At 63.1% G+C, this 22,287-nt stretch carries 17 protein-coding genes, 2 tRNA genes and 2 pseudogenes; 8 read left to right on the top strand and 13 right to left on the bottom strand.

Going from position 1 to position 22,287, the window contains the following annotated elements:
* Window positions 1-292: 292 nt before the first annotated feature.
* From ABZ677_RS10725 to ABZ677_RS10700, 6 genes and pseudogenes are all read right to left on the bottom strand, one after another.
* Window positions 293-365: transfer RNA gene (locus tag ABZ677_RS10725), tRNA-Ala, on the bottom strand.
* 190 nt (window positions 366-555) lie between these two features.
* A tRNA-Ile gene (locus ABZ677_RS10720) sits at window positions 556-629 on the bottom strand.
* 109 nt (window positions 630-738) lie between these two features.
* Complete coding sequence (locus ABZ677_RS10715) at window positions 739-2,172, bottom strand: DUF3566 domain-containing protein (protein WP_358369115.1); 1,434 nt, start codon at window positions 2,170-2,172, stop codon at window positions 739-741.
* The gene (gyrA, locus tag ABZ677_RS10710; protein WP_037195319.1) at window positions 2,173-4,716 is read right to left on the bottom strand and encodes a DNA gyrase subunit A; all 2,544 of its coding nucleotides are present in this window, start codon (window positions 4,714-4,716) and stop codon (window positions 2,173-2,175) included.
* A gap of 68 nt (window positions 4,717-4,784) precedes the next feature.
* A complete protein-coding gene (gyrB, locus tag ABZ677_RS10705) occupies window positions 4,785-6,827 on the bottom strand; it encodes a DNA topoisomerase (ATP-hydrolyzing) subunit B (protein WP_094632160.1) in 2,043 nt (680 codons plus the stop codon).
* Between the two features lie 258 nt (window positions 6,828-7,085).
* A pseudogene (locus ABZ677_RS10700) lies at window positions 7,086-7,442 on the bottom strand (2Fe-2S iron-sulfur cluster-binding protein); the annotation flags it as partial.
* Between the two features lie 40 nt (window positions 7,443-7,482).
* Between ABZ677_RS10700 and ABZ677_RS10695 the strand changes: the two are divergent.
* Window positions 7,483-8,103, top strand: a pseudogene (locus tag ABZ677_RS10695) (ferredoxin reductase); the annotation flags it as partial.
* Here the strand turns inward: ABZ677_RS10695 and ABZ677_RS10690 are convergent.
* From ABZ677_RS10690 to dnaA, 7 genes are all read right to left on the bottom strand, one after another.
* Window positions 8,088-8,219 carry a hypothetical protein gene (locus tag ABZ677_RS10690; protein ID WP_358369111.1) on the bottom strand — a complete coding sequence of 44 codons (132 nt, stop codon included), beginning with the start codon at window positions 8,217-8,219 and terminating at the stop codon, window positions 8,088-8,090. The pseudogene ABZ677_RS10695 and the gene ABZ677_RS10690 overlap by 16 nt on opposite strands.
* Window positions 8,216-9,133 carry a metal-dependent hydrolase gene (locus ABZ677_RS10685; RefSeq protein WP_358369108.1) on the bottom strand — a complete coding sequence of 306 codons (918 nt, stop codon included), beginning with the start codon at window positions 9,131-9,133 and terminating at the stop codon, window positions 8,216-8,218. The genes ABZ677_RS10690 and ABZ677_RS10685 overlap by 4 nt, the downstream gene beginning before the upstream one ends.
* 169 nt (window positions 9,134-9,302) lie before the next feature.
* On the bottom strand, window positions 9,303-9,866 hold the full coding sequence (locus tag ABZ677_RS10680) for a DUF721 family protein (protein ID WP_037195312.1): 564 nt from the start codon (window positions 9,864-9,866) through the stop codon (window positions 9,303-9,305).
* Complete coding sequence (gene recF, locus ABZ677_RS10675; RefSeq protein ID WP_037195309.1) at window positions 9,863-11,113, bottom strand: DNA replication/repair protein RecF; 1,251 nt, start codon at window positions 11,111-11,113, stop codon at window positions 9,863-9,865. The genes ABZ677_RS10680 and recF overlap by 4 nt, the downstream gene beginning before the upstream one ends.
* The gene (gene gnd / locus ABZ677_RS10670) at window positions 11,114-12,040 is read right to left on the bottom strand and encodes a phosphogluconate dehydrogenase (NAD(+)-dependent, decarboxylating) (RefSeq protein WP_358369105.1); all 927 of its coding nucleotides are present in this window, start codon (window positions 12,038-12,040) and stop codon (window positions 11,114-11,116) included. It lies immediately after the preceding gene.
* Between the two features lie 65 nt (window positions 12,041-12,105).
* Window positions 12,106-13,290, bottom strand: coding sequence for a DNA polymerase III subunit beta (gene dnaN, locus ABZ677_RS10665; RefSeq protein ID WP_037195305.1), 1,185 nt, complete (start codon window positions 13,288-13,290; stop codon window positions 12,106-12,108).
* Window positions 13,291-13,874: 584 nt separating this feature from the next.
* Window positions 13,875-15,407, bottom strand: a complete 1,533-nt coding sequence (gene dnaA, locus ABZ677_RS10660) for a chromosomal replication initiator protein DnaA (RefSeq protein WP_037195714.1) — start codon at window positions 15,405-15,407, stop codon at window positions 13,875-13,877.
* 619 nt (window positions 15,408-16,026) lie between these two features.
* Here dnaA and rpmH point away from each other — a divergent pair.
* The 7 genes from rpmH to ABZ677_RS10625 all read left to right on the top strand — a co-directional run bounded on the left by rpmH (window position 16,027) and on the right by ABZ677_RS10625 (window position 22,285).
* Complete coding sequence (rpmH, locus tag ABZ677_RS10655) at window positions 16,027-16,170, top strand: 50S ribosomal protein L34 (protein WP_026347786.1); 144 nt, start codon at window positions 16,027-16,029, stop codon at window positions 16,168-16,170.
* Between the two features lie 30 nt (window positions 16,171-16,200).
* Complete coding sequence (rnpA, locus tag ABZ677_RS10650; RefSeq protein ID WP_317801885.1) at window positions 16,201-16,581, top strand: ribonuclease P protein component; 381 nt, start codon at window positions 16,201-16,203, stop codon at window positions 16,579-16,581.
* Window positions 16,578-16,907 (top strand): membrane protein insertion efficiency factor YidD, encoded by a 330-nt coding sequence (yidD, locus tag ABZ677_RS10645; protein WP_037195300.1) that lies wholly within the window; start codon window positions 16,578-16,580, stop codon window positions 16,905-16,907. Before rnpA ends, yidD begins: the two co-directional genes overlap by 4 nt.
* Before the next feature lie 4 nt (window positions 16,908-16,911).
* On the top strand, window positions 16,912-18,003 hold the full coding sequence (gene yidC / locus ABZ677_RS10640) for a membrane protein insertase YidC (protein ID WP_037195298.1): 1,092 nt from the start codon (window positions 16,912-16,914) through the stop codon (window positions 18,001-18,003).
* Window positions 18,004-18,028: 25 nt separating this feature from the next.
* The gene (locus tag ABZ677_RS10635) at window positions 18,029-18,706 is read left to right on the top strand and encodes a R3H domain-containing nucleic acid-binding protein (RefSeq protein ID WP_358369096.1); all 678 of its coding nucleotides are present in this window, start codon (window positions 18,029-18,031) and stop codon (window positions 18,704-18,706) included.
* 1,809 nt (window positions 18,707-20,515) lie between these two features.
* The gene (gene rsmG / locus ABZ677_RS10630; RefSeq protein ID WP_358369093.1) at window positions 20,516-21,193 is read left to right on the top strand and encodes a 16S rRNA (guanine(527)-N(7))-methyltransferase RsmG; all 678 of its coding nucleotides are present in this window, start codon (window positions 20,516-20,518) and stop codon (window positions 21,191-21,193) included.
* Window positions 21,194-21,274: 81 nt separating this feature from the next.
* Window positions 21,275-22,285 (top strand): ParA family protein, encoded by a 1,011-nt coding sequence (locus ABZ677_RS10625; protein ID WP_037195294.1) that lies wholly within the window; start codon window positions 21,275-21,277, stop codon window positions 22,283-22,285.
* Window positions 22,286-22,287: the final 2 nt, after the last annotated feature.

Here is a 22,287-nt window from a genome sequence, read left to right as displayed (position 1 = left end):
ACCGTTCACGTCGATCCGAGAACCGACGCCCTTGCACACCGACCACGCTAAGGACCGAACCATCGATGCGACACAGAACAGATGACTGTCTGGATATATGGGCGCCGAAGCACAGACCGCCTTGGGTCCGATCACAACCGGTCGGCTGATCCGCTGCGGACGTCTCGGTACTCGAGGGCACTCAATGTCACATTCAGTGGACTTTTGGGGGGTCAATGTCACATCGAGTGGACTTGGGACCGGATGGAGAGACAAAAAAGGACGCCCACCGAAGTGGACGTCCTTTTTCTTGTGGAGCCTAGGAGATTCGAACTCCTGACATCTGCCTTGCAAAGGCAGCGCTCTACCAACTGAGCTAAGGCCCCGGGTGTTGCCGGTAATCGTGAACGAACCTTACACGTCCACTCCGAGCGATTGTCACGCGGTGGGGATGCTGTGCCAGACGCCGTCCGAGCTGCGCTGCGAGCGCACCTTGGATAATGTCAGCACTGCGATCACCGCCGATGCGACCAGAAGAAGGATTTTCATGTCCTGCCTCTTTTCGTTCGTTCGGTGTGGGCCTAGGAGGACTTGAACCTCCGACCTCTTCCTTATCAGGGAAGCGCTCTAACCGCCTGAGCTATAGGCCCTCATCACTACTTCGGACCGAAGAAAACCTCTCCTCGAACCGAGGCATGAGATTACCGTATCGGGCCGCTGTCTTCCAAAACGGCCCGATACGGCTCTCGATGGTGCAGGTCAGTCGCGGTCTGCCAGGGTCACTTCGACGCCACCGACCAGGTCCGACGACAGGTTGTAGATGAAGGCGCCGATGGTGGTGAGAGCTGTGAAGAGTACGACATTGATCACACCGATCACCGCTGCGTAGCCGAACACCTGCCCGGCACTGACGAGTCCGCCGTCGCCGGATTCGTTGACGATCTCGGTGAACGCACTGTTGAGACGTTCCCAGACGCCCATGCCGTCGAGCACGGCGTACAGCAGGCCGACGGACACCATCCACACGAAGAACAGTGATACCGCGATCACGAGGGCGATCTTGAGCGTCGACCACGGATCGATCTTGCGGATCTGAATGGTCGCCCGCAGGGGATCGCCGTCCGCACTGGGCACGGCCGTGATCGCCGCGGGTGCTGCGCGCTCGGACGGGGACGGCTCCGGGTGCCGGACGGCAGACAGATCCGGCATGTCCTTCGCCAGATCCTTGCGTTCGATGTGCCGTGTCGGTCCGTCGATGACCGCTGCTTTCGACCTGGCGGCTTCTCGCCGTTCGGTCTTGTCCTCGGTCGATTCGCGCTGGACCGGCTCGGCGGCCGTACGTGCGGACCGATCGAACTCTGCGTTCGGAGGCAGTGCGGCACCGCGTCCGGACAGGTTGGTCTGCGGCTGGTTCTGCGGCTGCTGCCGGTCGTCCGTTCCTTGCGATGCGGGACGCTGACCGACTCCGCGCTGCCAGGGCGGCGTTCCGGAGCCACCGTGTGGAGCGTCGCTCTGCTGGGCCGGCATCGCCTGAGTGGCTGCCGGACCGGCCTCCTGAACCCGAGCGGGCTCACGAGATGCTTCACCGGTAGCCGCCGACTCGGCGGACACCTCCGGAGAGCGCACGGTCTCGTCGGGCGACGCCGAAGGCTGCGGGGCCGAGGGCTGCTGTCCCGACGGCTGCGGGGCTGCCTGCCGTGGGGGTTGACCGGCCGGTGCCTGCTGCTGCGGTGGCTGACCGTTCGGCGGCGGCCCACCATTGGGCCGGCCGGGTGCTTGCTGACCTGGACCGGGTTGACGGCCAGGAGCCTGGGGCGGCTGAGCCTGCGGCGGACCGGCAGGAGCCTGTCCCTGACGAGGGGCAGGCGGACCCTGTTTGCCGGATCCCGGGGGCGCCTGGGGCGGCGGTCCCTGAGGTGCGGGCGGTCGCTGCGGGGGCGGAGGTCCCTGAGCCGGACGTGCCGGGCCGTTCTGAGCACCGGGTGCCGGTCGCATCGGAGGACGGGCACCCCCCTGCGGGGCCGGGCCACGGCCCGCGGCGGGCGCGGGACGAGCAGCCGGCTGCGGGCGGTTGCCCGGGCGAGCTCCCTCGGGCGGCACCGGACGCGCGGGCTGCGCAGCCCGATCGCCGTCCCGGCTGTCCGGTCCACCGCTGGGGCCGGGCCTGCTACCAGGCCGGTTGGGAGTGCTCACTTACGACTCCTTCGCTGCATCGTCTTCGGTGCCCAGAGCATCCGGTTCGATCTCGTCGGCGTTGCGCGCGATCGCGAGCAGGGTGTCGCCTTCACCGAGATTCATCAACCGCACGCCCTTGGTCTGTCGGCCGGCCTTCCGAACCTGCTTGGCAGCGGTTCGGATTACGCCACCACTGGACGTGATGGCGTACAGCTCGTCCTCGTCGTCGACGATGAGAGCTCCCACCAGCGTGCCACGCTTCGGGTCGTACTGGATTGTCAGCACTCCCTTTCCGCCGCGGCCTTGCTGGGGGTAATCCTCCATCGCGGTGCGCTTGGAGTAACCGCCCGACGTAGCGACCAGCAGGAACTTGTTCTCGCTGACGACGTTGAGCGAGAGCAGCGCGTCCTCGCCGTTGAAGCGCATACCCTGCACACCCGAGGTGGCACGGCCCATCGGGCGCAACACCTCGTCGGTGGCAGAGAACCGGATCGACTGGCCCTGCGCCGAGACCAGCAGCAGATCGTCGTCCGAGGACGCGAGAACGGCTCCGACCAACTCGTCCTCACCACGCAGGTTGACCGCGACGATGCCGCCGCTGCGGTTGGAGTCGAAGTCGGTCAGTCGTGACTTCTTGACCAGACCGCCCTTGGTGGCGAGCACCAGGTATGGAGCATCCTCGTAGGTCTTGATCTGGATGACCTGCGCGATGCGCTCGTCCGGCTGGAAGGCGAGCAGGTTCGCGACGTGCTGACCGCGGGCGGTTCGGTTCGCCTCGGGCAGTTCGTAGGCCTTGGCCCGGTAGACGCGACCCTTGGTGGTGAAGAACAGGATCCAGTCGTGCGTGGAGCAGACGAAGAACTTGCTGACGATGTCGTCCTGCTTGAGCCCTGCGCCCATCACTCCCTTGCCACCGCGCTTCTGCGAGCGGTAGAGGTCGGTCTTGGTGCGCTTGGCGTATCCGGTCTCGGTGATCGTGACGACCACGTTCTCCCGCGCGATCAGGTCCTCGTCGTTGACGTCCCCGTCGGCGGCGATGATGCGCGTACGACGGTCGTCGCCGAACTTCTCGACGATCTCGGCGAGCTCGTCTCGCACGATCTGTCGCTGCCGCTCCGGCTTGGCCAAAATGTCCTGCAGGTCGGCGATCGTACGTTCGAGTTCTGCCAACTCGTCGATGATCTTCTGACGCTCGAGGGCTGCGAGGCGTCGCAGCTGCATGTCGAGGATGGCCTGGGCCTGGATCTCGTCGATGTCGAGCAGGTCGATCAAGCCCTGCTTGGCCAGATCCACCGTCTGCGACGCACGGATGAGCGCGATGACCTCGTCGAGTGCGTCGAGAGCCTTGACGAGTCCACGCAGAATGTGGGCCCTCTCCTCCGCTCTGCGTAGCCGGTACCGAGTACGCCGAACGATCACGTCGAGTTGGTGAGTGACGTAGTACCTGATCATCTGGTCCAGGCGCAGTGTGCGCGGGACGCCGTCGACGATCGAGAGCATGTTCGCGCCGAAGCTCGTCTGCAGCTGCGAATGCTTGTAGAGGTTGTTCAGCACCACCTTCGCGACCGCGTCGCGCTTGATGGTGACCACGATGCGCATACCGACACGGTCGGAGGACTCGTCGTCGATCTTGGAGATGCCCGAGAGTTTGCCGTCCCGCACCTGCTCGGCGATCGAGGTGATCAGGTTGTCCGGGTTGACCTGGTACGGCAACTCGGTGATGACGATCGTGGTGCGGCCGTTGGAATCTTCTTCGATCTCGACGACGCCGCGCATCCGGATGGAGCCGCGGCCGGTGGAGTACGCATCCTGGATGCCCTGGCCACCGACGATGAGTCCGTGCGTCGGGAAGTCGGGGCCCTTGACGCGCTCCATGCAAGCCGCGAGCGTTGCTTCCTCGTCGGCCTCGAAGTTGTCGAGTGCCCAGAACACCGCGTCGCCCAGTTCACGCAGGTTGTGCGGCGGAATGTTGGTGGCCATACCGACGGCGATGCCGTTGGAGCCGTTCATCAACAGGTTCGGTACCCGCGACGGAAGTACCGTCGGCTCTTGGGTTTTGCCGTCGTAGTTGGGGATGAAGTCGACGGTTTCCTCGTCGATGTCGCGCAGCATCTCCATCGCGAGCGGGGTCAGCCGCGCCTCGGTGTAACGCATGGCTGCGGCGCCGTCGTTACCGCGCGAACCGAAGTTGCCCTGGCCATCGACCAGCGGGTACCGCATCGACCACGGCTGGGCCAGACGCACCAGTGCGTCGTAGATCGAGGTGTCACCGTGTGGGTGGTAGTTACCCATCGTTTCGGCAACGGGGCGTGCGGATTTGACGTAGCTGCGGTCGGGTCGGAAGCCCGAGTCGTACATCGCGTACAGCACGCGGCGGTGTACCGGCTTGAGTCCGTCACGCACCTCGGGCAGGGCACGCCCGACGATGACGCTCATGGCGTAATCGATGTAGCTGCGTTGCATTTCCTGCTGGATGTCGACCGGATCGATCCGGTCGCCGCCCTCGGCGTTGGTGGTCGATCCCGGCGGGGGTCCTACCGGCGGTTCGGTGATGTCAGACATGCAATTCTCCTCGAGAAACGGTCACCTTCACGCACCGAGAGAACACATCGGTGCGTGAAGGGAAGTGACTAGACGTCAAGAAAGCGAACATCTTTCGCGTTACGGGCGATGAAGCTACGACGCGCGGAGACGTCCTCGCCCATCAGAACGCTGAACAGTTCGTCGGCGGCGGCCGCGTCGTCGAGCGTCACCAGACGCAGGACGCGGACCGACGGATCCATCGTGGTCTCCCACAGTTCCTTGGCGTTCATCTCGCCGAGGCCCTTGTAGCGCTGGACGCCGTCCTCGATGTTGATCTTGCGCTTGTTGGCGATGCCGGCCTCGAGCAGACCGTCGCGCTCGCGGTCGGAGTAGGCGAAGTCCGGTTCACCGCGGCTCCACTTCAGCTTGTACAGCGGCGGCATGGCGAGGTAGACGTGGCCGTGCTCGATCAGCGGTCGCATGAAGCGGAACAACAGCGTCATCAGCAGGGTGGAGATGTGCTGGCCGTCGACGTCTGCGTCGGCCATCAGCACGATCTTGTGATACCGCAGCTTGGTGATGTCGAACTCGTCGTGGATGCCGGTACCGAACGCGGTGATGATCGACTGGACCTCGTTGTTCTTGAGGACGCGGTCGATGCGAGCCTTCTCGACGTTGATGATCTTTCCGCGCAGCGGCAGGATCGCCTGGAACATCGAGTCTCGCCCCGACTTGGCCGAGCCGCCTGCGGAGTCGCCCTCCACGATGTAGATCTCGGACTTGCTCGGGTCGTTCGAGCGGCAGTCGGCGAGCTTGCCGGGAAGGCCACCGATATCGGTTGCGCTCTTGCGGCGCACCAACTCTCGGGCCTTACGTGCGGCCATCCGGGCCTGCGCGGACGAGACCGCCTTGTTGATGATGGTCTTGGCGTCGGCCGGGTTGGATTCGAACCAGTGCGCCAGGTGCTCGTTGCATGCCTTCTGTACGAACGACCGAATCTCGGTGTTGCCGAGCTTGGTCTTGGTCTGCCCCTCGAACTGCGGTTCCCCGACTCGCACCGAGATGACTGCGGCAAGACCCTCGCGGATGTCGTCGCCGGTGAGCTTGACGTCCTTCTCCTTGACGAGCTTCTTCTCCAGCGCGTACTTGTTCACCGTCGAGGTCAGAGCGGTTCGGAAACCCTCTTCGTGGGTGCCGCCCTCGTGCGTGTTGATGGTGTTGGCGAAGGTGTGCACCGACTCGGAGTAACCGGCGTTCCACTGCATGGCGATCTCGACCTCGTGGCCCTCACCCTTGCCGGTGAAGCCGACGACCGAGTTGTGGATCGCGGTCTTGGTCCTGTTGATGTGCTTGACGAAGTCGACCAGACCGTCGGGGTAGTGGTAGGTGCGCTTGCGCACCTTGGCCGGCTTGGCTGCTGCGGCGTCGGCCTGCTCTTCCTCCGCCGTCTTGGGAGCCTCGGCCGTCTCACCGAGTTCTTCCTCGGTCGCGTCGGTTGCCGCCACTCGCTCGTCGGTGAAGTTGATGGTCAGTCCCTTGTTCAGGAACGCCATCTCCTGCAGGCGGCGGTGCACGGTCTCGAAGCTGTAGTCGAGGGTCTCGAAGATCTTGCCGTCGGCCCAGAAACGCACGGTGGTACCGGTCTCACCGGTGTCGCCGACGGTCTCGAGGGGACTGGGCTTGGCGTAGTCGTAGGTCTGCTTGTAGCGATGACCGTCGCGCGCGATCTGCAGCTCGACCTTGGTGGAGAGCGCGTTCACCACCGAGATGCCGACGCCGTGCAGTCCACCGGACACCGCGTAGGAGTCGGAGTCGAACTTGCCGCCTGCGTGCAGCTGCGTCATGACGACCTCGACGGTGGGTACACCGGAGGAGTGCATGGCGACGGGGATTCCTCGACCGTCGTCCTTGACCTCGACGCTGCCGTCCTCGTGGATGGTGACGTCGACGGTGGAGGCATAGCCGGCCATGGCCTCGTCGACGGAGTTGTCGACGACCTCCCAGATCAGGTGATGCAGGCCTCGTTCACCGGTGGAACCGATGTACATACCGGGCCTCTTACGAACCGCTTCCAGGCCCTCGAGGACCGTGATGGACGAAGCGCCGTAATCCTTGCTGTTCTCGTTGTTACCTGACTTCTGGGCAGCCACGGTTAGCTGGTTCTCCTTCTACGCGTCCACTACCCCGCTCACACCCCGTCAGGGTGCTACCGCAGGGACGAGCGCAGTCGCTTTCGGCCGCGCCCGGGTCCATGCGTTTGTTCCGGGCTTGATGTCGTACCGGTCCATAGTACTGGTTGCCTACGACAGCATGGGCACGATGACACCCCTAAAAGCCCCCTGATTGCTTCACAGGCGCATTTTCTCGATGCCGGACGACAAATATGAAGGGTGAATCCAGCTGCTCCCCTAGAGATCGAGCACGATCCGTTCGCCCTCGGATCGCGAAACGCAGATCAACATCTCGTGTTGCTGCTCCTCGACCGTGAGTCGATTCTCTCGATGCTGCGGTGTTCCGCTCAGTACTCGAACCCGACACGTCCCGCAGAATCCCTGTTGGCAGGAGTACGCGACGTCCGGGCGCAGACGCCGAATGGCATGCAGCGCAGTCTCGTCCGGACCCACTGCGATGACCTGCCCGGAATCGACGAGCTGGACCTCGAACTCGGCGCCGTTCTTCACCGGCGGAGGCGAGAACCGCTCGAAGTGCAGATGAGTGGCGGGCAGCGAGTCGAACGAGGCCCGAACCAGATCGATCATCGGCGGAGTGTCATTGGTGACCGATGCGCTCGACAAATGGTTCGCTCTGCTCGACGGTGACGACTACGACGCGTCGTTCGCGGCGCCGGCCGTCGCACGCACCCGGCTACTGACGTTGGATTCACGCGAGGTGCTGTGCGTCGACGAGCAGGTGGTCCAACTGACGTTCTCGGCCGCCGACGGCGCGGCGCTGCCTGCTTGGGCACCGGGAATGCACCTGGATTTCTATCTCCCGTCCGGACGCCGTCGGCAGTACTCGCTGTGCGGACGACCGAATACCGACTCCTACTCCATCGCCGTGCGCCTGGTGCCCGACGGCGGCGGCGGGTCGCGTGAGATGCACGATCTCCCGGTCGGTACCGAGGTGGCAATTCGCGGGCCGCGCAACGGTTTTCCGTTCGTCCAGTCCGAGCATGCAGTGTTCGTGGCCGGCGGAATCGGCATCACCGCCATCATCTCGATGGTGCGTCGTGCTCGTGAGACGGGGATGGACTGGCACCTCGTCTACTGCGGCCGCTCGCGCGAATCGATGCCGTTCCTCGACGAGATCGCCGGCTGGGATGCCGATCGCGTGACGGTGCGGACCGACGATGTGGACGGCATGCCGTCGAGCATGGATCTGCTCGGTGCCACGGCACCCGGCGGTTCGGTCTACGTGTGTGGACCGGTCTGATCGGGCTCGTCACGGCCGTACAGATTCTTCGGAATGGTGCGTCCCGCTCGGAACGAGTCGACCATCTGTGCCATTGCGCCGAGCTTGCTCCGCAACGTGCGTTTGGTCATCGATCGGCGGACCGAGCTGCCGGTGAGGTGGCCAGATACTGCACTGCCTGCGCCGTCGACCCTTCCTGAGAAGGGTGATAGGTGCGCTTGAAGTAGCGCAGCGATGCCTTCATCATCGACATCGGGGTCGGGAACAGACCGGCGTTGGCCACTCGGCGAAATTCTCGGAACGACGGTGTGCGCTGCTTGGGTGGAAGGTGCGCGAGCGTCGGATCCTGGCTCATCAGAAAGCGAACGCCGCGGGTCCAGAACCACACGAGGGTGGGCGCGATGACGACGTACGTGCGAATTCGGCGGGCCGGGCGCACGTCGAAGTACCGCATCACCTCGTAGGCCACCGAACGATGTTCGACCTCCTCGGCTCCGTGCCACCGCAGCAGATCCAGCATGATCGGATCGACGTCGGCCTCGTCCAACTCCGAGGCATTGAGCACCCAATCGCCCAGGAAGGCGGTGAGGTGCTCTGCGGCGGCGATGAGGGCGAGACGTTCGACCAAACTGTTCTGGCCGTGACCGGACCTGTTGCCGAGGGCGCGGCCGAAGAGAAACTTCATCTGATCGACGTAGGGATCGACATCGATGCCGTGCGCCCTGAGCTGGTCGTGGACATCGGTGTGCGCCTGCGCGTGCATGGCTTCCTGACCGATGAATCCGATCACGTCGTCGCGCAGCTGATCGTCGTGGATGAGCGGCAGCGCTTCCTTGAACGTGCGCACGAACCATTCCTCACCCTCGGGCAGAAGCAGGTGCATCACGTTGATCAGGTGGGTCGCGAGTGGATTGCCGTCCATGTAGTGCAACGGCAGAGAATTCCAGTCGAACTCGACTTTTCTGGCATGTAGAACGACTCGGTCTTCGGGGGTTCCGTCCACATCGACGGCCGCTGTCGATGCCTTCTTGGTTGGTGCAGACACAACTTCTCCTCGTCCGATGGCCGTGCAGAACATCTTCATCGATCCCCCGACCGCTGAGTGTCGCGAATCACGCTACGCACATCGACCATGTCACAGCAACACTGGCCCCAACATCTGTTGAGGATCACCTGGACCAGCCGGTTCGGAAAGCCATCGTTGGGATGTATCACTATCCGTACGTGTCGCGCGGGCCCCGTCCGCGCACGTGACGTTCTCCCTTTCTCCAGCTCTGCGTCGTCGGACCGGTGATACGCAGAGACGTCACCACGCCGTGACCGACGGCAGCTGCGATCTTGGCCAGAATCTGCGACTGCATCAGCCTCAACTGCGTCGCCCATGCCGTGGACTCCGCCGAAATACTCAACACTCCGTCCTTGAGACCGGTGGGGTCCGCATGAGCCGAGATGTCCTCGCCGACCACGCTCGGCCACCGGCCCAGCACCGCGCCCTCGGACACCTTGGCCGACCACCCACGCTTGGACGCGATCGAATTCGCCAACGCCCCGAAGGCCTGGGGATCACGGTCGTCCGGTCCGGCACCCGACCAACCGCGTCTACGACGCCCCCGCAGCGCTCGAACTCCGCCGGTGGGCGACGACCGTCCCTGTCCCACCGATTTGCCACTGGCCTTGGCTGCGGCCCGCGCGTCCTCGAGTGCTCGACGCGCCAGATCGACGCCTTTCAGTTCCGGTACTTCACCGTTGTCTGTGGGCGATGCCTCGTCGTCAGTCATGGAACCTCACCTTCCGAACGTGCGATGCCGTTGTCGTCCGACAGGTCCGAGATTCGCGAGATACGCCCTGCTGCACCGGAATCCGAACTCTGCGTCGCCTCGACCCCGTACCGTCGAGCATCGAGTTCGGGAGGGACGTCCTCCGGTACCGCCGCCGTGATGAGGACCTGCTCTGCGCCGGCGGCCACCGTCGCCAACGCAGTGCGCCTCTTGCGGTCGAGCTCGGCGAACACGTCGTCGAGCATCAGAACCGGGTCGGTGCCGTCCTCTCGCAACAGCGCAAAGGACCCGAGCCGCAACGACAGTGCATACGACCACGATTCACCATGGCTGGCAAAGCCTTTGGTCGGTTGATCACCGAGCATCAATTCCAGGTCGTCGCGGTGCGGTCCCACCAGACACACCCCACGTTCGATCTCGCGCTGTCTCATCACCGAAAGTTGGTGAAGGAAAGCAGCTTCCAGCACATCGATGTCATCAGGCTCGGGTGCGCGATCGGCATCGGAGAATTCCGGTGGGAGCGCATCGGCAAGACTGCAACGATAGGCAACGGCAGCCAACCGCGATTCCGGTGCGATCGAACTGTAGGCCTGTTGCACGAAAGGCATCAGCTCGTGCACCAAAGCTATTCTGGCAGCGAGCAATCGAGCTCCATGAGCCGCGAGATGACCATCCCAGACGTCCAGGGTGGCAAGGGCACTCGCGCCGTCTCCGGACGACGCTCCGCGGCGCAACGATCCACTCGCTGTCTTCAGCAGAGCCGATCGTTGCCGCAGAACCTTGTCGTAATCGGCACGGACAGTGGCCATTCGAGGAATGCGACTGGTGAGCAGCTCGTCGAGATAGCGTCGTCGCTCGCCGGGATCGCCGCGGACCAGCGAGAGATCCTCGGGAGCGAACAGCACACTCTGCAACACGCCCAGAATCTCGCGTGGGCGCCGCAGTGGTGACCTGTTCATCCGAGCCTTGTTGGCTCTACCTTCGAGAAGCTCGACATCGATGATCAGTTCGCGACCGTGATTGACCACGGCACTGCCCACGAACGCCTTGGCGGCACCTGCCCTGATCATGGGAGCGTCCGACGACACGCGATGGGAGGACAACGTCGACAGATAGTTGATCGACTCGAGCAGATTGGTCTTGCCGTGTCCGTTCGGCCCCACGAACACGGTCGAGCCCGGTCCGAGGTCGACGGTGAGGTCGTCCCAGGATCGGAAATCGTGTAGCTGCAGAGACCGGACGAACACTTACTCGGTGTTCTTCGGCGCCGGGGCGCGCAGGGTCTCGTCGGCGTCGGCCTTCTTGACCGCATGCCCGCCGAACTGATTCCGCAGTGCCGAAACAGCCTTCATGGCAGGCGAATCCTCTTGCCGCGACGCAAATCTCGCGAACAACGCCGCAGAGATCACCGGCGCGGGGACAGCGTGACGAATGGCTTCCTCGACGGTCCAACGGCCCTCACCGGAATCCTCGGTGTACCCGGAGATCTCACTGAACTCCGGATCCTGACCGAGCGCTTCGACCAGTAGATCGAGCAGCCACGACCGCACGACCGTGCCCTTGCTCCAGGCCCGAAGCACTCCTTGCACGTCCTGCACGAGTTCTTCGGCTTCGAGGATCTCGTAACCCTCGGCATACGCCTGCATCAGCCCGTACTCGATGCCGTTGTGCACCATCTTCGAGTAGTGACCGGCACCGACCGGACCGGCGTGAACGAAACCGTCCGCGCGCTCGCCCTCGGGACGCAATGCATCGAAGATCGGCATCGCACGGGCGACATGCTCGTCCTGGCCACCGACCATCAGGCCGTAGCCGTTCTTCAGGCCCCAGACGCCACCGGATACCCCGGCATCGATGTAACCGATTCCCTTGGCGTCCAACAACTCTGCGTTGGGCTTGTCGTCGGTGAACCGAGAGTTGCCGCCGTCTATCACCAGATCGCCCGGCTCGAGTACATCGGCCAGACCGGTGACGGTATCGCGGGTGATCTTGCCCGACGGAACCATCACCCACACCACGCGGGGCGCCGTCAACGCCTCCGCCAGACCGGCCAGTGACGGGGTATCGGTCACCTCGGGTCGAGGGTCGTAACCGACGACCTCGTGACCGTGCTCACGCAGTCTCTCGCGCATGTTGAAGCCCATTTTTCCGAGACCGACCAAGCCCAGCTGCATGATGAGGCGTCCTTGTCTGTGTCAGGTGCGAAAGTTCCCGCGGGTTCAACAGTAACGAGGCTGGATCAGCCCGGCAGCCTGACCGGCATCAGCAAGTACGTGTACTCGGACTGCGGTGCCGCGAACTTGCCTGCGTCATCGGGCACGAGTTCTTCGTCCGAGGTCGGCCGCAGCACTGCGGGCCGGCTCGGCGTGGTGAATCCGAAGGTGACCTTCTCGCTGTGCAACGACGACAGTCCGTCGATGAGGTAGCCGGGGTTGAACGCGATGGTCAGTGCCTCGCCCTGGAAATCGGCAGGCAGTGCCTCCTCGGCGCGGCCTGCATCGTCGCCACCTGCGGAGAGCAACACGCCCTCGGCGTTGAATTCGAGGCGAACCTGCGCGCCACGCTCGGCAACGAGAGCCACACGCTTGATGGCCTCGATGAGCGATGCGATCTCGAGGGTCGCCACCGCAGTGTGCTCGGCCGGCAGCAACTGACGGAACTTCGGGAATTCGGCATCGAGCAGACGCGTGGTGGTGCGGCGCCCGTCGCTGACGATGCCCAGCAAACCGTCGCTACCGATGGACGAGCCGGAACCGAGGGCCAGCTCGACCGGTGAGCCGGAGTTACCACCGAGCGTTTTTGCCGACTCGGACAAAGTCTTGGCCGGGATGAGCACCGCGGTGGTGGTGTCGGCCCCGGCGGGAGCCCATTCCACCTCACGAACCGCCAACCGGAAACGGTCGGTGGCCGCGAGAACGACGTTGGTGCCGTCGATCTCCACGCGGATACCGGTGAGCATGGGAAGCGTGTCGTCCTTGCCCGCCGCAATCGCGACCTGGGCAATCGCCTCGGAGAAGACATCACCGGCCAGCGAACCGGTGTTGCTGGGCAACTCGGGGAGCTGCGGGTAATCCTCCACCGGCATCGTCGGCAGCGAGAACTTGGCGCTTCCGCAGTTGACCAGAACGCGGGTGCCGTCGACCGTGACGTCGACCGGCTTGTTCGGCAAAGACTTGGTGATATCGGCAAGTAGCTTGCCCGACACCAGGACTCGGCCGGCAGTGGCAACTTCGGCCGACACTTTGACCTGAGCGGAGACCTCGTAGTCGAATCCGGACACCGTCAGACCCTGCTCGTCGGCAGCGAGAAGAACTCCACCGAGAACGGGAACGGGCGGCCGAGACGGCAGGCTACGGGCTACCCACGCGACGGAATCGGAAAAATCTTCACGAGCAACGCGAAACTTCAAACTTCCAAGCTCCATCGCTCGGCATTTCCTCTCGTTCGGTGGTGTTCGTCGTCATGGCCGGAGCGGTGCAACCACGATGGTTGCGGCTCGAACCGATGCAAGGACGAGTGTGGCACATCCAGCGCAAGCACACCGTATGCCCTCCGAACCGAAGACGGAAGCGCGAGGGTCACGCCGAACGTGGGATTCGGGTGATCTCGGGGGGCCTGTGAACGGATCGTTCCCCAACACCTGTTTTCAAAGAAGTTCTTTCAAGGAGAAAACAGAAGTATTAATAGGTCCTGTGGAATCTGTGCACGGACCATTCGATCCGCTGGTGGCCGAGCGTGGTGTCGTGGGGATGAACTCGGGACCAATACGTGGTTGACGACCGGCTGCCTGTGGACGAATCACATCGGTGCACAGGCGCCCACACTCCATCCCCAGAACTTCGATGTTGTCCACATGGTTATCCACAGGTGTGAATCAATGGTCGGCGCCTCCAGAAATCGAGGAATCTGCGTCGAGAATCGCTCCGGCGAACGACGGGAAAACAGCGACGGCACCGAACCCGCGATGGGATTCGGTGCCGTCTTCCGGGATCGTTCGTTGCCGGTTGCCTACCGCTTCGAGCGCTGCTTGATCCGCGCGGTCAGCTCCTGAACCTGGTCGTACACCTTGCGACGCTCGGTCATCTCCTTGCGAATCTTCTTGTCCGCGTACATCACCGTCGTGTGGTCCCGGCCGAACGTCTGGCCGATCTTGGGCAACGACAGATCGGTGAGCTCCCGGCAGAGATACATCGCGATCTGCCTGGCCATGGCCAGTGCTCTGGCCTTACCCGGCCCACACAGGTCCTCGATGGAGGTGTTGAAGTACTCCGCGGTCACGGCCATGATCGTGGCCGCATTGATCTCCAGACTCGACGAATCGGGGATGAGATCGCGGAGAACCACCTCGGCCAGAGTGAGGTCGAGTGCTTGTCCGTTGAGCGATGCGAACGCCGTCACTCGGATGAGGGCGCCTTCGAGCTCACGAATATTGCGCTCGATTCGGCTGGCGATGAGCTCGAGCACGTCGTGCGGCACATCGAGCCGGTCCATCCGAGCCTTCTTGCTCAGAATGGCGATCCGCGTCTCGAGCTCGGGCGGCTGCACATCGGTGATCAGGCCCCACTCGAAGCGGGTACGAAGCCGCTCCTCGAGCGTGGCCAACTGCTTCGGTGGGCGGTCGGACGAGACGACGATCTGTTTGTTCGCGTTGTGCAGGGTGTTGAAGGTGTGGAAGAACTCCTCCTGGATGCCTTCCTTGCCCTCGATGAACTGGATGTCGTCGACGAGCAGTACGTCGGTCTCCCGGTAGCGGCGCTTGAACGCCACCTTGCGGTCGTCACGAAGACTGTTGATGAAGTCGTTGGTGAATTCCTCGGTCGAGACGTACTTCACGCGCATGCCCGGGAACAGGCGCTGCGCATAGTGCCCGGCCGCGTGCAGGAGGTGAGTCTTGCCCAGACCCGACGCCCCCCACACGAACAGCGGGTTGTAGGCGCGAGCAGGTGCTTCGGCAATCGCCACCGCGGCTGCGTGAGCGAATCGATTGGAGGCGCCGATGACGAAGGTGTCGAAGGTGTACTTCGAGTTGAGGCTGTTGGCACCCGAAGAAGGAGGCGTCGACTCGGGAGGTTTCGTGAAGTACGTCGGCCACGAGTTCTGGACGCTAGCGAGAGCCTCGCGTTCGTCGTCGACCTCTTCGTAGTCGGCCGTCTCGGAGTCCGACGGCTCGTCGTCTCTGCTGGTCAGGACGCGGCGCCGATAAGTCGGAGAACTGGGGGCATCGGGGTACGGCGATCGCTCGGAGTCGATCTTCTCGTCCTCGGGAGCGGAGATACGCACTCCGAGTCCCTCGACACCCTGTCCCAGGTGACGCCCGAGGGCGCCGAGAATGGGTTCGCGAAGATCTCGTTCGATCGCTTCCTGCGCAAAAGTCGACGGAACTGCGAGCAGTGCGAAGCCCTGCGTCAATGTCAGCGGTTTGACCAGCGCGAGCCAGGCCTTCTGGCCTTTGGTCAGCGGCGACCCACTGTGTCGGTCGGATGTGAGCTCCGCGACCACCTCGGGCCAGATGCGCGCGAGCGCATCCGGATCGTCGTTCACGTTGGGCCCTCCGTCGTCGAGCATTGGTCTCGGGCGGTGTTCGACGCGTGAATTCGCGCGTCGTTTCGTACCCGCGCGGCAACGTCGTCGGATAGCGTCGTCGTTCGTGCGTCGCTGCGGCCGAGACCAGGGTCCGTGGGTGGACCCCGCAAGGTACGAATATGCCACCTGAACTGTGTTTCCACACAATTATCCACAGGTGTGGATAAACGACACCGATGTGACCCCAGAACGCGTTCGGGCTCGTGGTATGGCAATTGCGCCAGTCTGACCTGCACCGATGCCGACTGTCTGTGGTGCGATCGAACGAATTGTGTCGCAGCGTGTGGTCGTCCGGCGGCGATTTCGACGCACATCACACCATCGGTGGCGGGAAACCGGCACTGCCTGTGTATGAACGACGGCGCTCGTGGCTCGAGAGCGAGTTTGACCGGCGGTGACTCGATCAGTACTCTCGAACAGTCACCCAATAGCGAGGTGGCCGATGCTTGCTGGCTGCTCACAGTCTGTCTTCACTCGGATTTCTCGCTCGGGAGGCAAGCAAGTTCATCCGGACTCGCTGAGAACCTTTCCAGCAGGCGCCGACAGATCGGCGTTTCAATCTCGAGGAGTGTTGACCGTGGCCAAGGGCAAGCGGACGTTCCAGCCGAACAATCGCCGCCGCGCGCGCGTTCATGGCTTCCGTCTTCGTATGCGTACCCGTGCGGGTCGTGCAATCGTTTCCGCACGTCGCGGCAAGGGCCGTAAAGAACTCACAGCCTGATATCTGTTCGTCCGAAGCTTGGAGCTCGGGATGCTTCCTGAGCCGAATCGACTACACCGAGCACGTGATTTCTCCGTAGCGGTGCGTCGAGGACGCCGAATGGGTAGATCGAATCTTGTGGTTCACGCCGTAGTGCGTGACGAACAGGACATCGCATCGACCGTTCGCGGGCCACGTTTCGGATTGATCGTCAGCAAGGCAGTCGGGCCGGCCGTAACTCGTCATAGAGTTGCGCGCCGGCTTCGGCATATCTGTACCGACGTCATCGGTGAGCTCCCGGAGACCACCGACGTGGTGATCCGTGCACTGCCCGGAGCTGCGAGTGCGTCCTCGGCAGATCTACTGGTTCAACTGCGTTCAGGATTGAAGAAGCTCGGTCTTCTCGAAGCTCCGAAGGGTCCGCCGTCATGACATTCATGGGCAACCTTCGTTCCATTCCTGCTCGAACACTCGTCTATTTCATCGGGTTGTACCGGACCTACGTGTCCCCGATGAGACCCCCCACCTGTCGCTTCTCCCCCACCTGCAGCGAATACGCCATCGAGGCGCTCCAGGTACACGGGATGACGAAGGGCTCGTTGCTGGCAGTCGTCCGCCTCCTCAAATGTGCTCCCTGGCACTCTGGAGGTTGGGACCCGGTACCCGAACCCGGTAGGTGGCGCGCGATCGTCACCGAACCGACCGAAACCGAAGAACACCACGATCTCGCGCGAGTGGAAGAACAGAGGAGTACATAGAGCCGTGCTCGACTTCATTTACTACCCGGTTGCCTGGATTCTCTGGGTGTGGCACAAGGTGTTCGGCTTTGTGTTCCAGGATCCCAGCAATGGGTTCGCCTGGGCACTGTCCGTCGTCTTCCTGGTCTTCACCCTCCGCCTGATTCTGTACAAGCCCTTCGTCAAGCAGGTCCGCACCACGCGGCAGATGCAGGAGCTACAGCCGCAGATCAAGGCTCTGCAGAAGAAGTACGGCAAAGACAAGCAGAAGATGGCCGTGGAGATGCAGAAGCTCCAGAAGGAACACGGCTTCAATCCGCTGATGGGTTGCCTGCCCGTGCTGGCGCAGGCACCGGTGTTCATCGGTCTGTTCCACGTGCTGCGCTCGTTCAACCGCACCGGTACCGGCTTCGGCCAGCTCGGGTTGACCCCCGAGGAGAACCGCGAGCTGTCCAACTACGCGTTCAACGTGGCCGACGTGCAGTCCTTCCTGGACGCCCGTCTGTTCGGCGCTCCGATCTCGGCGTGGATCACCATGCCGCAGGATCAGCTCAACGCGTTCGCCGTGGGTCCCGACGCCACCATTCCGTCCACGTGGGTCATCGCTGCTGTGTCGATCCCGCTGATGATCATCGCGGCGATCATGACGCACATGAACTCCCGTGCCTCGGTTGCACGCCAGAGCGCAGCCGCTGCTGCGAACCCGCAGTCCGCGATCATGAACAAGCTCGCGCTCTACGTCTTCCCGCTCGGCGTTCTGGTGTTCGGCGCCCTGCTTCCCGTCGCGATCCTGCTGTACTGGGTCAGCAACAACACCTGGACGTACGTGCAGCAGCATCTGGTGTTCGGAAAGATCGACAAGGAAGAAGCATCCAAGGCCGCAGTTGCGATGGAGAAGCGTTCCGAGAACGCGCCGAAGCCGGGTGTGAAGCCGGTGTCCACCACCAAGCCGAAGCCCGGTGCTCGCCCCAAGCTCTCGAAGATGACGCCGACGAGCGATTCGTCGACGGCCGAGACCGGCGAGGGCATTGCCGATTCGACCACCGGTGCTGCATCGCCGGCGAAACCGAGACCGCAGGCGAACCGGAACAAGTCGACCAAGCGCAAGCGGCGCTGACCGACACGTCGAGAGAAGGACGAACATGGCAGCGGACGTAGAAGAAGCTCAGAACGACGAAGTACAGAACACAGTCGGTGCGGTATCCGGGGATGGAGCAAGTGACGTGGCGGTCGAGGCCGATCAGGTGAGTGCAGTCGACGTGGATTCGAACGAGACTCCTGTGGTCGAGAAGTCCGAGGATTCGAGCGTCGTCGAGGACAAGTCCGACGATGCGTCGGACGAGGACGATGAGGACGACGAGGACTACCTGGTCGAAGAAGGCGAGATCGCCGGCGACTACCTCGAGCAGTTGCTCGACGTCCTGGACTTCGACGGCGATATCGATCTCGACGTGGAGGGTGACCGCGCCATCGTCAGCATCGACGGTGGCGACGATCTCGCCAAGCTCGTCGGTCGCAAGGGTGAAGTTCTCGATGCACTGCAGGAGCTGACTCGTCTCGCCGTTCAGCAGTCGACGGGTGAGCGCAGCAAGCTGATGCTCGACGTCGCCGGCTGGCGTGCGAATCGGCGGACCGAACTCGGCAACCTCGGTGCCGAAGCAGCGCGTCGTGTACTCGAATCCGGAGAGCGCGAAGAGCTGACCCCGATGACCCCGTTCGAGCGAAAGATCGTGCACGACGCGGTCGCCAAGATCGACGGCGTCGCGAGCGAGAGCACCGGCGTCGAGCCGGCTCGACGAGTAGTCGTCGTCAAGGCATAACAGAGCGTTCCAGTCGATGGCCCCCACTTCGGTGGGGGCCATCGTCGTATCCGGATGTTCTGGATCCGTCGGCGGAATCTCATCGATGTAATTTGCTCGACGGCTGCCAATGGGTCGCGCGGTTGGGATCGATTTTCTTGCCGGATTCTCGAGATCAGGCATGCACTGCGCTTTCGTCACTGTGACGGCAAAGACGACGGTGATTCTTCTGCTCCGTTGCGCGTCGGTCGAGTTTGTTTCACGTGAAACACGCCGCATGCGAGGCGCGAACATTTGTGGCCGAAACTTCGATGGAGATTAGTTCGTGGAGGGCTGCCGTGCGACCGACCGCCCGGATAGATGCACGGGCGTCGGTTCCAGGCAGTTGCGAATTTTGGCGACCGATCGAGCTGGTCCGGATCCCGGCGGTTTCACGGGAAACAGTACGACTGCTATCGGAGTCCATCGACTTCTGGTCAGCACAGGACACCCAGCCACAATCGATCCGGTGGGCCGAATCGATTCGATCCAGATCGGCCTTTGTCGGGTTCAGCGATCGTGTCCGCTGAGCGGGTCTCTGCCGGTGGCCCTACCCATGATGTCGTGACCATCCCTCAGTGGCGCGACCTGTGCCAGTTGTGAAGGGCTGGAGTCGCACTCCACGAGATGTCGACGATCCATCGGTACCGGATCCATCCAAGGCAATCGGATTGCAGGAAGGGCACCGCTAGTCGGAGGTTCGAGCTGTGACCATCCTCGGCAGGCCATCCAGGCGCGTGGGGCCGAGGTTGTCACGAGCGGTGCCGATCGAGGAGCTCGATGTTCTCGATTCGGAGAGACGGGCCGGAGAGACGGGCCGGAGTGCGTTCGGGACTGCGGGACATCGACAGGACGCGCGTGTGGGTCGTCGAGTCCGTGGGCGATCTGGATGACCGGTAGATGCAAATGATCTGTGGATGCGGCTGCGAGTTCGGATGCGGCGAGTAGGTGTTCGAGTCGATCATGATGCGATCGAGAACATCTACGTCTCGGGGCCGCTCCCCGACTGTGGCCGTGACTGGAACCGCGGGTGCCCGGAACTGTGCTCGTCGCGGGACGAGATTCGTTCGTGTTCCGATCGTCCGCGGATCCACTCCCCCCGGACAACGTCGGCTCCAGCTGGTGCCCAGTTTCACGTGAAACATTGTCATCGTTGATCGGTTGCTCACGGACGTGTCTGCAGACATGGACGCGATCGATGTCGGGTGTACATCAACGCGTGGGGTCAGGGATGGGCGGCCGACATTGATGTGGCCGACACTTCGCCCTGTGGATCCGTCCATTGTCGTGCGGGCGCGCGCCAACCGATCGGCCGAGCCCGTTGTGTGTAGCGCCGGCAATCCGATCCAGTTGGGACGAGACAGCTCGCCGAGTCACGGGCGCGACGATGTCGACATCGATGCGTCGGGAAGTCGTCGACCGCGATGTCGTCGACGACGCTCGGGAGAACGTGTCGAGAGGTTCGGCCGATGGTCCGTCCGGCAGCAGTTTCACGTGAAACATGGCATGCCGACTCGAGCGGCCTGTGAGGGCTAAGAAATGGCCCGGCGGCATCGGTCACACCATTCCGGTTCGGGTCGGCAGATTGGCCGCAAGACCGAGGACGGGATAGCTCCATCCGTTGGCCCGACTCGGCCGAACATCGGCATGCGCTTCGTTCGTGAATGGATGAGCGGCTCCGTCCGAGTGTCGCCCGTCAGGTGCCCGCTCTGCGGCCGATTGTGAAGTGGAGAGCGTATTCGACCGAGTTACAGCAATGTCGTTTGGCGTTCCGTGCCCGGGCACGGGAAGATGTTTCACGTGGAACAAGAAGGATCGGATAGCAACCAGTTGATGGCCGTGGCGGAGCAGATCTTCGGTGATCGGCTCGAGTTGGCACGGAGGTATCACGACTCGTTGGCGACGGCCGGTGTCGAACGAGGCCTCATCGGACCGCGTGAAGTGCCACGGCTGTGGGAGCGACACATCCTCAACTGTGCGGCGATCGGTGAGCTGATCGATGAAGGCGAGACCGTTGTGGATATCGGCAGTGGCGCGGGCTTGCCAGGAATCCCGCTGGCGATCGCGCGACCCGATCTGCGCGTGACCCTCGTCGAGCCCCTTCTTCGCCGAACCGTGTATCTCGCCGAATTCATCGAAGAACACGATCTGAATATCTTGGTCGTGCGTGGCCGCGCGGAACAGCCCGGCGTCAAGAAGGAAGCCGGCGGTGCCGACGTGGTCACGTCGAGAGCGGTGGCGCCGTTGGAGAAGCTGGCGAAGTGGTCACTCCCCCTGGTTCATGAGCACGGGCGCATGCTGGCTCTGAAGGGTTCGAGCGCCGCAGAGGAGATCGAACGCGACCGGACTTCCCTCACTCGAATGGGTGCTGGCAAGCTGGAGGTAGTGGAGTGTGGAGTGGGTCTGTTGCCCACTCCCACCATCGTCGTCAGAGCGGTGCGTGAGCCGCGGAGACTGAGTCGTCACTGATTTCGATCGTGGGCTCGTACGCCCCACGCTCGATCTGATCGATCGTATTGAACACAGTCAGTTCCGCACTAAGGAGCACATATGTCGGGTGGGTCCGATCCCGCTGTTTCACGTGAAACAGCGTCCAAGAAGAACGCGTCGAGCAACTCGGGGAACAAGTCGGGGGTGGCGGCCAACTCCGGGTTCGAGTACACCAACGCGATCTCACCGAACGACACTCCCATCGGCGCCGCGGCACATCGAGCCAGCCAAGTTCTGCATCCCGGATCGGTGTCGCTGCCGAAGCCTGCGAAGCGACGCATGCTGACGATTGCCAATCAGAAGGGCGGCGTCGGGAAGACGACGACCGCCGTGAACCTGGCTGCCGCTCTCGCACTCCAGGGCCTGACAGTTCTGGTGGTCGATCTGGACCCTCAGGGCAACGCCAGCACGGCGTTGGGCGTCGAGCATCACTCCGGTGTGCCGTCCAGCTACGAGGTCCTCATCGGTGAGGTGAGCGCCAAGGACGCAGTGCAGAAGAGTCCGCACAGCGACAGGTTGTTCTGCATCCCGGCAACCATCGACCTCGCCGGCGCAGAGATCGAATTGGTGTCCATGGTCGCCCGTGAGGGGCGCCTCAAGACGGCGCTGTCGGTGGAGGAGCTCGCCGGCATCGACGCCGACTTCATCCTGATCGACTGCCCCCCGTCGCTCGGTCTGCTGACGGTCAACGCGCTCGTCGCTGCGACCGAGGTGCTCATCCCCATTCAATGCGAGTACTACGCGCTCGAAGGTGTGGGCCAGCTCCTTCGCAATATCGAGCTGGTGCAGTCGCATCTGAATCCCGAACTCCACGTCTCCACCGTGATCCTGACGATGTACGACGGGCGCACCAAGTTGGCAGACCAGGTCGCGGAAGAGGTCCGCAAGCACTTCGGCGACGCCGTCCTGCGCGCCGTCATACCTCGCAGCGTGAAGGTATCCGAGGCTCCCGGGTACGGCATGACGGTGTTGGATTACGACCCCGGTTCACGAGGTGCGATGAGCTACCTGGACGCCGGACGAGAGCTCGCTGCCCGATCGGCCGGCATCGACGAAGCACGAAAGAAGTAACC

It is taken from the genome of Rhodococcus sp. NPDC006774, from assembly GCF_040636045.1.
GTDB lineage: Bacteria > Actinomycetota > Actinomycetes > Mycobacteriales > Mycobacteriaceae > Rhodococcoides.
This window is presented reverse-complemented; position numbering and strand designations above follow the sequence as displayed.

Excerpts from the sequence above, each read along its gene's own strand:
- gnd (WP_358369105.1), bottom strand. The coding sequence starts at position 12,040 with ATGCAGCTGGGCTTGGTCGGTCTCGGAAAAATGGGCTTCAACATGCGC.
- ABZ677_RS10680 (WP_037195312.1), bottom strand. The coding sequence starts at position 9,866 with ATGACTGACGACGAGGCATCGCCCACAGACAACGGTGAAGTACCGGAA.
- ABZ677_RS10625 (WP_037195294.1), top strand. The coding sequence starts at position 21,275 with ATGTCGGGTGGGTCCGATCCCGCTGTTTCACGTGAAACAGCGTCCAAG.
- ABZ677_RS10635 (WP_358369096.1), top strand. The coding sequence starts at position 18,029 with ATGGCAGCGGACGTAGAAGAAGCTCAGAACGACGAAGTACAGAACACA.
- rsmG (WP_358369093.1), top strand. The coding sequence starts at position 20,516 with ATGTTTCACGTGGAACAAGAAGGATCGGATAGCAACCAGTTGATGGCC.
- rnpA (WP_317801885.1), top strand. The coding sequence starts at position 16,201 with ATGCTTCCTGAGCCGAATCGACTACACCGAGCACGTGATTTCTCCGTA.
- yidD (WP_037195300.1), top strand. The coding sequence starts at position 16,578 with ATGACATTCATGGGCAACCTTCGTTCCATTCCTGCTCGAACACTCGTC.
- gyrA (WP_037195319.1), bottom strand. The coding sequence starts at position 4,716 with ATGTCTGACATCACCGAACCGCCGGTAGGACCCCCGCCGGGATCGACC.
- ABZ677_RS10690 (WP_358369111.1), bottom strand. The coding sequence starts at position 8,219 with ATGACCAAACGCACGTTGCGGAGCAAGCTCGGCGCAATGGCACAGATG.
- dnaN (WP_037195305.1), bottom strand. The coding sequence starts at position 13,290 with ATGGAGCTTGGAAGTTTGAAGTTTCGCGTTGCTCGTGAAGATTTTTCC.